Here is a 7441-nt window from a genome sequence, read left to right as displayed (position 1 = left end):
TTCCCGGCTTTTCCTGAATAAATGCCAATAGGGTCCCGCCGCGCATGGATAAGACCTACCAGCCGCACGCCATTGAAACTTCCTGGTACAACACCTGGGAGTCCGAGAACTACTTCGCCCCGCAAGGCGCGGGCGACTCCTACACCATCATGATCCCGCCGCCGAACGTCACCGGCAGCCTGCACATGGGTCACGGTTTCAACAACGCGATCATGGACGCCCTGATCCGTTTCCGCCGCATGCAAGGTCGCAACACGCTGTGGCAGCCGGGCACCGACCACGCCGGCATCGCCACACAGATGCTGGTGGAACGTCAACTCGAAGCCCAGGGCCAGAACCGCCACGATCTGGGCCGGGAAAAATTCCTCGAGAAAGTCTGGGAGTGGAAGGATCAGTCCGGCGGCAACATCAGCCGCCAGATCCGCCGTCTCGGTTCGTCCGTGGACTGGAGCCGCGAGCGCTTCACCATGGACGACGGCCTCTCGGAAGCCGTTAAAGAAGCGTTCGTGCGCCTGCACGAAGACGGCCTGATCTATCGCGGCAAGCGTCTGGTCAACTGGGACACCAAGCTGCACACGGCGATTTCCGACCTCGAAGTGGAGAACCACGACGAGAAAGGCTTCCTCTGGAACCTTAAATATCCGTTGGCGGACGGCGCAAAAACCGCCGAAGGCAAGGATTTCCTGATCGTCGCGACCACCCGTCCGGAAACCATGCTCGGCGACTCCGCCGTCGCGGTGAACCCGAACGACGAGCGCTACAAGGCCCTGATCGGGCAGTTTGTTGATTTGCCGTTCACAGGCCGCCGTATCCCGATCATCGCCGACGATTACTGCGATCCTGAATTCGGCACCGGCTGCGTGAAAATCACCCCGGCCCACGATTTCAACGACTACGAAGTCGGCAAGCGCCACAACCTGCCGCTGCTGAACATCTTCGACAAGAATGCCAACGTGCTGCCGGCAGCGCAGGTGTTCAACCTCGATGGCACGCTGAACGACAGCATCGACGGCAAGATTCCGGCCGAGTACGCCGGTCTCGAGCGTTTCGAGGCACGCAAGCAAATCGTGGCCGCGTTCGACGCCGCCGGCCTGCTGGTCAGCGTCGATGATCATGCCCTGAAAGTGCCGAAAGGCGACCGCTCCGGCACCGTCATCGAGCCGTGGCTGACCGACCAGTGGTACGTGTCCACCAAGCCGCTGGCCGAGCCTGCAATTGCTGCCGTCGAGGATGGCCGCATCCAGTTCGTGCCGAAGCAATACGAAAACATGTACTTCTCGTGGATGCGCGACATCCAGGACTGGTGCATCAGCCGTCAGCTGTGGTGGGGTCACCGGATTCCGGCCTGGTATGACGAGTCGGGCAAGGTCTACGTCGGTCGCGACGAAGCCGAAGTACGCGCCAAACACAACCTTGGTCCGGACGTTGCGCTGCAACAGGACAACGACGTTCTCGACACCTGGTTCAGTTCGGGCCTGTGGACCTTCTCCACCCTGGGCTGGCCGGAAAAGACCGAGTTCCTGAAGAAATTCCACTCCACCGACGTGCTGGTCACTGGTTTCGACATCATTTTCTTCTGGGTCGCCCGGATGATCATGCTGACCATGCACCTGATCAAGAACGAGGACGGCACGCCGCAGGTTCCGTTCAAGACCGTTTACGTGCACGGTCTGGTGCGTGATGGCCAGGGCCAGAAAATGTCCAAGTCCAAGGGCAACGTCCTGGACCCGCTGGACATCATCGACGGCATCGAGCTCGAAACCCTGGTGCAGAAACGCACCTCCGGCCTGATGCAGCCGAAACTGGCGAAGAAGATCGAGAAGCAGACCCGCGAAGAGTTCGCCGACGGTATCGCCAGCTACGGCACCGATGCCCTGCGCTTCACCTTCTGCTCGCTGGCGTCCACCGGTCGCGACATCAAGTTCGACATGGGCCGCGTCGAAGGCTATCGCAACTTCTGCAACAAGATCTGGAACGCTGCGCGCTATGTTCTGGACAAGGGCGAAGACTGCGGCCAGAACGGCGAAGCCTACGAACTCTCGCTGGCGGATCGCTGGATCATCTCGCAACTGCAACGCACCGAAGCCGAAGTGACCCGTCAACTGGATCAGTTCCGTTTCGACCTGGCGGCGCAAGCGCTGTACGAATTCATCTGGAACCAGTACTGCGACTGGTACCTGGAATTGTCCAAGCCTGTGCTGTGGGACGAGAATGCGCCGGTCGAGCGTCAGCGCGGTACCCGCCGTACGCTGGTTCGGGTACTGGAAGTGGCGCTGCGTCTGGCCCATCCGTTCATGCCGTTCATCACTGAAGAAATCTGGCAGCGCATCGCGCCGCTGGCCGGCATTCAGGGCAAGACCATCATGCTGCAGGCGTGGCCGGTGGCCAATGAAGAGCGCATCGATCCGGCGGCCGAAGACGACATCGAATGGCTCAAGGGCCTGATGCTCGGCACCCGCAACATCCGTGGCGAAATGAACATCGGTCCGGGCAAACCGCTGCCGATCTACTTGAAAAACGTCACCGCCGAAGACCAGCGCCGCCTGACCGAGAACGAAGCGCTGCTGAAGAAGCTGGCGCGTCTGGAATCGATCACCGTACTGGCCGCTGGCGAAGAAGCGCCGCTGTCCGCCACCGCACTGGTCGGCGAGATGGAAGTGCTGGTGCCGATGGCCGGCCTGATCGACAAGAACGCCGAGCTGGCGCGCCTGGACAAGGAAATCCTGCGTCTGCAGGGTGAAGTCCAGCGCGTCGGCGGCAAGCTGTCCAACGCCGGTTTCGTTGACAAGGCTCCAGCCGAGGTCATCGAGAAGGAACGCGCCAAGCTGGCCGAAGCTGAACAGGCGCTGGGCAAGCTGGCCGAGCAGCACGCGCGGATTGCCAGCCTGTAACGGCCATTCGCAATGAAACAGGGAGGCCCGCAAGGCCTCCCTTTTTTGTGCCCGGCACTTTTCCGGACACCAATGCGATTCCCTGTGGAACAATACCCGCCACTTTCAGCCACACCCGATGTCAACCACGCCCATGAATGCCCCCCGCACACCGAAACCTGCGCGCAAGAAGCCTCAGCCCACGTCCCCGGCCAAGGCCGTCGAGCCGCGTGAAAAGGCTGCCCTGCACCCGCGCAACCGCCACCAGGGTCGCTACGATTTCCCGGCGTTGATCAAGAGCATGCCGGAACTGGCGAAGTTCGTGATCATCAACCCGTACGGCAAGGAAAGCATCGACTTCGCCAACCCCGATGCGGTGCGCGTGTTCAATCGGGCGCTGCTCAAAGCGTTTTACGGCATCGCTTACTGGGACATTCCCGCCGATTACCTGTGCCCGCCGGTGCCGGGACGAGCGGATTACGCGCATTTCCTCGCCGACCTGCTGGCCGGCAACAACGACGGCGTGATCCCCCGCGGCGCTTCGGTAAAGGTGCTGGACATCGGCACGGGCGCCAACTGCATTTACCCGTTGATCGGCCACAGCGAGTATCGCTGGCACTTTCTCGGCTCCGATATCGATGCCACGGCCATCGCGTCAGCCAGGACCATTGTCCAGGCCAACGGGTTGAGCAAGGCGATCCAGATTCGCCAGCAGGCCAATCGCAAACAGATTTTGGCGGGGTTGCTGGAAGCGGGTGAGCAGTTCGAGCTGACCATGTGCAACCCGCCGTTCCACGCCTCTCTCGAAGAGGCCACCCGTGGCAGCACCCGCAAGTGGCGCGCCTTGGGCAAAGCCGACCCGAAGCGCAAGTTGCCGGTGCTCAACTTTGGCGGACAAGCGGCGGAATTGTGGTGCGAGGGGGGTGAAGTGCGGTTCGTGACGCAACTGATCAGTGAGAGCGCACAGGTCGCGCAACAGGTGCTGTGGTTCAGCACGCTGGTATCGAAGGCGTCGAACCTGCCGGCCATTCATTCGGCGCTGAACAAGGTCGGCGCGCTGCAAAGCCAGGTCGTGGAAATGGGCCAGGGCCAGAAGCAGAGCCGTTTCGTTGCCTGGACGTTCCAGACTCCGACGCAGCAGCAAGCCTGGCGCAAGGCCCGCTGGGGCGAGTCCCCAATGACGTAGACCGTTTTCTGCAGATACAAAAAAACCGTGCCCGGATCGCTCCGGCGCACGGTTTTTTTACATCGCTGCGTCTTACTTGTTCACAGCGTCGGTCAGGCCTTTGGCCACAACCAGCTTGATCACTTTCTTGGCAGGGATTTCGATGGCAGCGCCAGTCGACGGGTTACGGCCAGTGCGGGCAGGACGCTCGGTCACTTTCAGCTTGCCGATACCTGGCAAAGTGATTTCGGCACCGTTTTCCAGCTGATCGGCAACGATTTGACCCAGTTGGTCCAGAGCGGCACGCGCGGTGGTTTTCGGCGCGTCGATAGCTTCGGCGATGTCGGCGATCAGTTGGTCTTTAGTAAGAGCCATGTGGTGTTCCTTCCCTATCAAATTCATATGGATTGCAGAGTGCAGTGTCAGCCATCGAGCCCGATCTTCTGGATCTGGCACCCTCGGCGATAACCACGACGAGTCGGGGTTATAGATGCCGAAATCAAGGTTTGGTTCGACCTGACAAAAGCTGAATGCATGCTTGTCGCGGTGACTTCGCACAAGACCGGGCAAAACTAGCACAGAGACAAGGAAATATCCGCCTCTGACTAGCCAAATGGTCAGGTTTATTGCGCTAAATCGGTAAATAAATGCATAAGCGCGGCCCCGTGACCCCGAATTGCCCTTCATCCCGCGCCAAAACCAGAGGTTGCGGTACACTGAGCGCTTTTTCGGGGGAGCCCGCCCTCCTCCCTTCCACTTGCCGAGAAGCCCATGCCGATCCGTCATTGCATCGTCCACCTGATCGACAAAAAACCCGATGGCACGCCTGCCGTTCTGCACGCTCGCGATTCTGAACTGGCCGAGTCAGCCGCCATCGAGAACATGCTCGCCGACCTCAACGAGAGCTATAACGCCAAACAAGGCAAAGCCTGGGGTCTGTTCCATCCGGAATCGGGCGCATTCCCGTTCAGCGGCTGGCTGAAGGAATACATGGACGGTGGCAAGGATTTCACCGCGTTCAGCAAAGTCGCGGTCGAGCATCTGCAAAAGCTGATGGAAGAGTCGAACCTGTCGGTGGGCGGCCACGTACTGTTCGCCCATTACCAGCAAGGCATGACCGATTACCTGGCCATCGCCCTGCTGCACCACAGCGAAGGCGTGGCGGTGACCGATGAGCTGGATGTGACGCCATCCCGCCATCTCGACCTCGGTCAACTGCACCTGGCGGCGCGGATCAACGTCTCCGAGTGGCAGAACAACAAACAGTCCAAGCAGTACATCTCGTTCATCAAGGGCAAGAACGGCAAGAAGGTCTCGGAATACTTCCGCGACTTCATCGGCTGCCAGGAAGGCGTCGACGGCCCGGGCGAGACCCGCACGCTGCTCAAGGCCTTCAGCGACTTCGTCGAGAGCGAAGACCTGCCGGAAGACTCCGCCCGCGAGAAGACCAAGACCCTGGTTGAATATGCCAGCAGCCAGGCCAAGCTCGGCGAGCCAATGGGCCTTGAAGAACTCTCGGAGCTGATCGATGAAGATCGCCCGAAAGCCTTCTACGATCACATCCGCAACAAAGATTACGGCCTGTCGCCGGAGATCCCTGCGGACAAGCGCACGCTCAACCAGTTCCGCCGCTTCACCGGTCGTGCCGAAGGCCTGTCGATCAGCTTCGAAGCGCACCTGCTGGGCTCGAAGATCGAATACGACGAAGAAGCCGGCACGCTGGTCATCAAAGGCTTGCCAACCTCGCTCACCGATCAGCTGAAGCGCCGCAACTGATGCTCGGCAATGTGCTGAAGAAGGTTGCGCTGGTTCTGCTGGTGGTTGTGGTCTATCAGAACTGGGGCAAGATCGAGCGGGTGTTCAACCCGTCGCAGATGGCCTCCGAGCAGGTCCGCGCCAACGCCAGGGTCGTGCTGTATGCCACGGACTGGTGCGGCTACTGCAAGCAGACCAAGCGTTTTCTTGATCAGAAAGGCATTCCGTTCAAGGAATTCGATATCGAGAAGGATGCCGAGGCGCGCAAGGCCTACGAAGCACTGGGCGGGCGCGGGATTCCGCTGATCGACGTCAATGGCACGTTGATTCGCGGGTTTGATCCGGACGACATTCTCGCCGCACTGAAATGAACGAGGGAGCCAATCGGCTCCCTCGCTCGTTTCAGCGTTTCTCGATCCGGAAACCGAATCGCGGAAAGTGCACATGCACCAGACCGGCACGCTCGTCTTCACGGCGCAGAATCAGCTCTTCACGACCAGCAAACACCAGCTCGCCGGCAACCGGATCTACGCCGTAGTCAGTGGCCGCGATCACGACTTGCTGGCCCGCTGCAAATCCGTTCGGATCGCCAAACTGCTCATCAGGCAATGCCGCCGGCTTCGAACGGCGTGCGACCTCCAGCGCCTCCTCGGAACTCATCGCACTGGCCGCCCCGTGACCGAAGCCCAGCACCCGCCCGAGCCATGCGGACACTGCCGGATAGTCGTCCACCAGTGGCGCGGTGACGTGGGTCGCCTTGAGGAACCACAGCGGATGCGCCATGGCGAAGTCGGCAATCGATGGCTCACCGAACAGGAAATCCCCATCTTCACGCTGCAGTTGCTGCTCCAGGCGCGCCATGATCGTCGGCCATTGATGTTTGGCCTGCTCGGCTGACAGCCTGGTCGCGCTGCCGCCACTGAACAGCCCGGCACGATCGGCGAGGAAGGCTTTGATCGCTTCCGGCGGCAATTTGCCGAAACGCACCGCCACCGATTCAGGCTGGAACACTAGGCTTACCGTGTGCTGGAACACCACAGAATCAGCCCAGGCGGCAAAACTGGCGGCGACCATTTCCTGACCTTCCGGGAAAAACGAAGGCTGGGCCTTTTCCTGCTCGAGACGCCGGGCGATCAGTGCAGTGTCGCAATAGATGTCGGCGCCGATCTGCAGCACCGGTGTCTTGCGATAGCCGCCGGTCAGGGCGGTCAGGTCAGGCTTGGGCATGACTGGCGAGATATGCACCGAACGCCAGGACAGGCCCTTGAACCCCAGCAGCAGCCGGGCCTTTTCAGCAAAAGGAGAAGTCGGGTAATGATGAAGGATCAATTCGGACATGCTCGGCTCCGCCGCACAGGAAGTGAAACGGCAGCTTAGCGCGCAATGGGTTCGCAGCATACGGATCCGGCTGATGGGAACCGATCAGTCAGGTTGATAACGCATCCGGGAGTACTCGAAAAAACCGTCTCAGCCGAGGCCGAGACGGTTTCCCACATCAATGGCCCTACATCAGCTCATCGAAGTGATCTCGCAGGAACTCGTAAAAGCGAAACGCTTTGAACGACCTCCATACGAGGCTCAGAGTACGCAGCAAAAGCTTCATACGTTTTGGCCTCCGGTTGGGGGCCAAACCTCCAGCGTGCTTACCGGA

Annotated in this window: 6 protein-coding genes; 4 read left to right on the top strand and 2 right to left on the bottom strand. The window is 60.3% G+C overall.

From position 1 onward, the window contains the following. Positions 1 to 44: 44 nt before the first annotated feature. Entirely contained in the window at positions 45 to 2891 is a 2847-nt protein-coding gene (locus tag ACK6BI_RS18225; RefSeq protein ID WP_409318142.1) for a valine--tRNA ligase, read from the top strand. Between the two features lie 133 nt (positions 2892 to 3024). Then, entirely contained in the window at positions 3025 to 4056 is a 1032-nt protein-coding gene (gene rlmF / locus ACK6BI_RS18220; RefSeq protein WP_409318141.1) for a 23S rRNA (adenine(1618)-N(6))-methyltransferase RlmF, read from the top strand. Between the two features lie 72 nt (positions 4057 to 4128). Here the strand turns inward: rlmF and ACK6BI_RS18215 are convergent, their stop codons facing one another. Further along, the gene (locus tag ACK6BI_RS18215) at positions 4129 to 4410 is read right to left on the bottom strand and encodes an HU family DNA-binding protein (RefSeq protein WP_007957357.1); all 282 of its coding nucleotides are present in this window, start codon (positions 4408 to 4410) and stop codon (positions 4129 to 4131) included. 396 nt (positions 4411 to 4806) lie between these two features. Between ACK6BI_RS18215 and yejK the strand changes: the two genes are divergently transcribed. Further along, the gene (gene yejK, locus ACK6BI_RS18210; protein WP_409318140.1) at positions 4807 to 5811 is read left to right on the top strand and encodes a nucleoid-associated protein YejK; all 1005 of its coding nucleotides are present in this window, start codon (positions 4807 to 4809) and stop codon (positions 5809 to 5811) included. Then, a complete protein-coding gene (locus tag ACK6BI_RS18205) occupies positions 5811 to 6161 on the top strand; it encodes a glutaredoxin family protein (RefSeq protein ID WP_114881497.1) in 351 nt (116 codons plus the stop codon). The genes yejK and ACK6BI_RS18205 overlap by 1 nt, the downstream gene beginning before the upstream one ends. Positions 6162 to 6192: 31 nt before the next feature. Here the strand turns inward: ACK6BI_RS18205 and ACK6BI_RS18200 are convergent, their stop codons facing one another. After that, positions 6193 to 7128: a glutathione S-transferase family protein gene (locus ACK6BI_RS18200; protein WP_409318139.1), complete on the bottom strand. Its 936-nt coding sequence runs from the start codon at positions 7126 to 7128 to the stop codon at positions 6193 to 6195. Between the last annotated feature and the right edge of the window lie 313 nt (positions 7129 to 7441).

It is taken from the genome of Pseudomonas sp. KCJK9016 (assembly GCF_046231795.1).
Taxonomy (GTDB): domain Bacteria; phylum Pseudomonadota; class Gammaproteobacteria; order Pseudomonadales; family Pseudomonadaceae; genus Aquipseudomonas; species Aquipseudomonas bananamidigenes.
The sequence above is the reverse complement of the archived record's forward strand: the minus strand, read 5'-3'. Positions and strand labels throughout refer to the sequence as shown.

Bases quoted from the DNA above. Each gene is read 5' to 3' on its own strand.
- ACK6BI_RS18215 (WP_007957357.1), bottom strand. From the start codon at position 4,410: ATGGCTCTTACTAAAGACCAACTGATCGCCGACATCGCCGAAGCTATC.
- ACK6BI_RS18205 (WP_114881497.1), top strand. From the start codon at position 5,811: ATGCTCGGCAATGTGCTGAAGAAGGTTGCGCTGGTTCTGCTGGTGGTT.
- rlmF (WP_409318141.1), top strand. From the start codon at position 3,025: ATGAATGCCCCCCGCACACCGAAACCTGCGCGCAAGAAGCCTCAGCCC.
- ACK6BI_RS18200 (WP_409318139.1), bottom strand. From the start codon at position 7,128: ATGTCCGAATTGATCCTTCATCATTACCCGACTTCTCCTTTTGCTGAA.
- yejK (WP_409318140.1), top strand. From the start codon at position 4,807: ATGCCGATCCGTCATTGCATCGTCCACCTGATCGACAAAAAACCCGAT.
- ACK6BI_RS18225 (WP_409318142.1), top strand. From the start codon at position 45: ATGGATAAGACCTACCAGCCGCACGCCATTGAAACTTCCTGGTACAAC.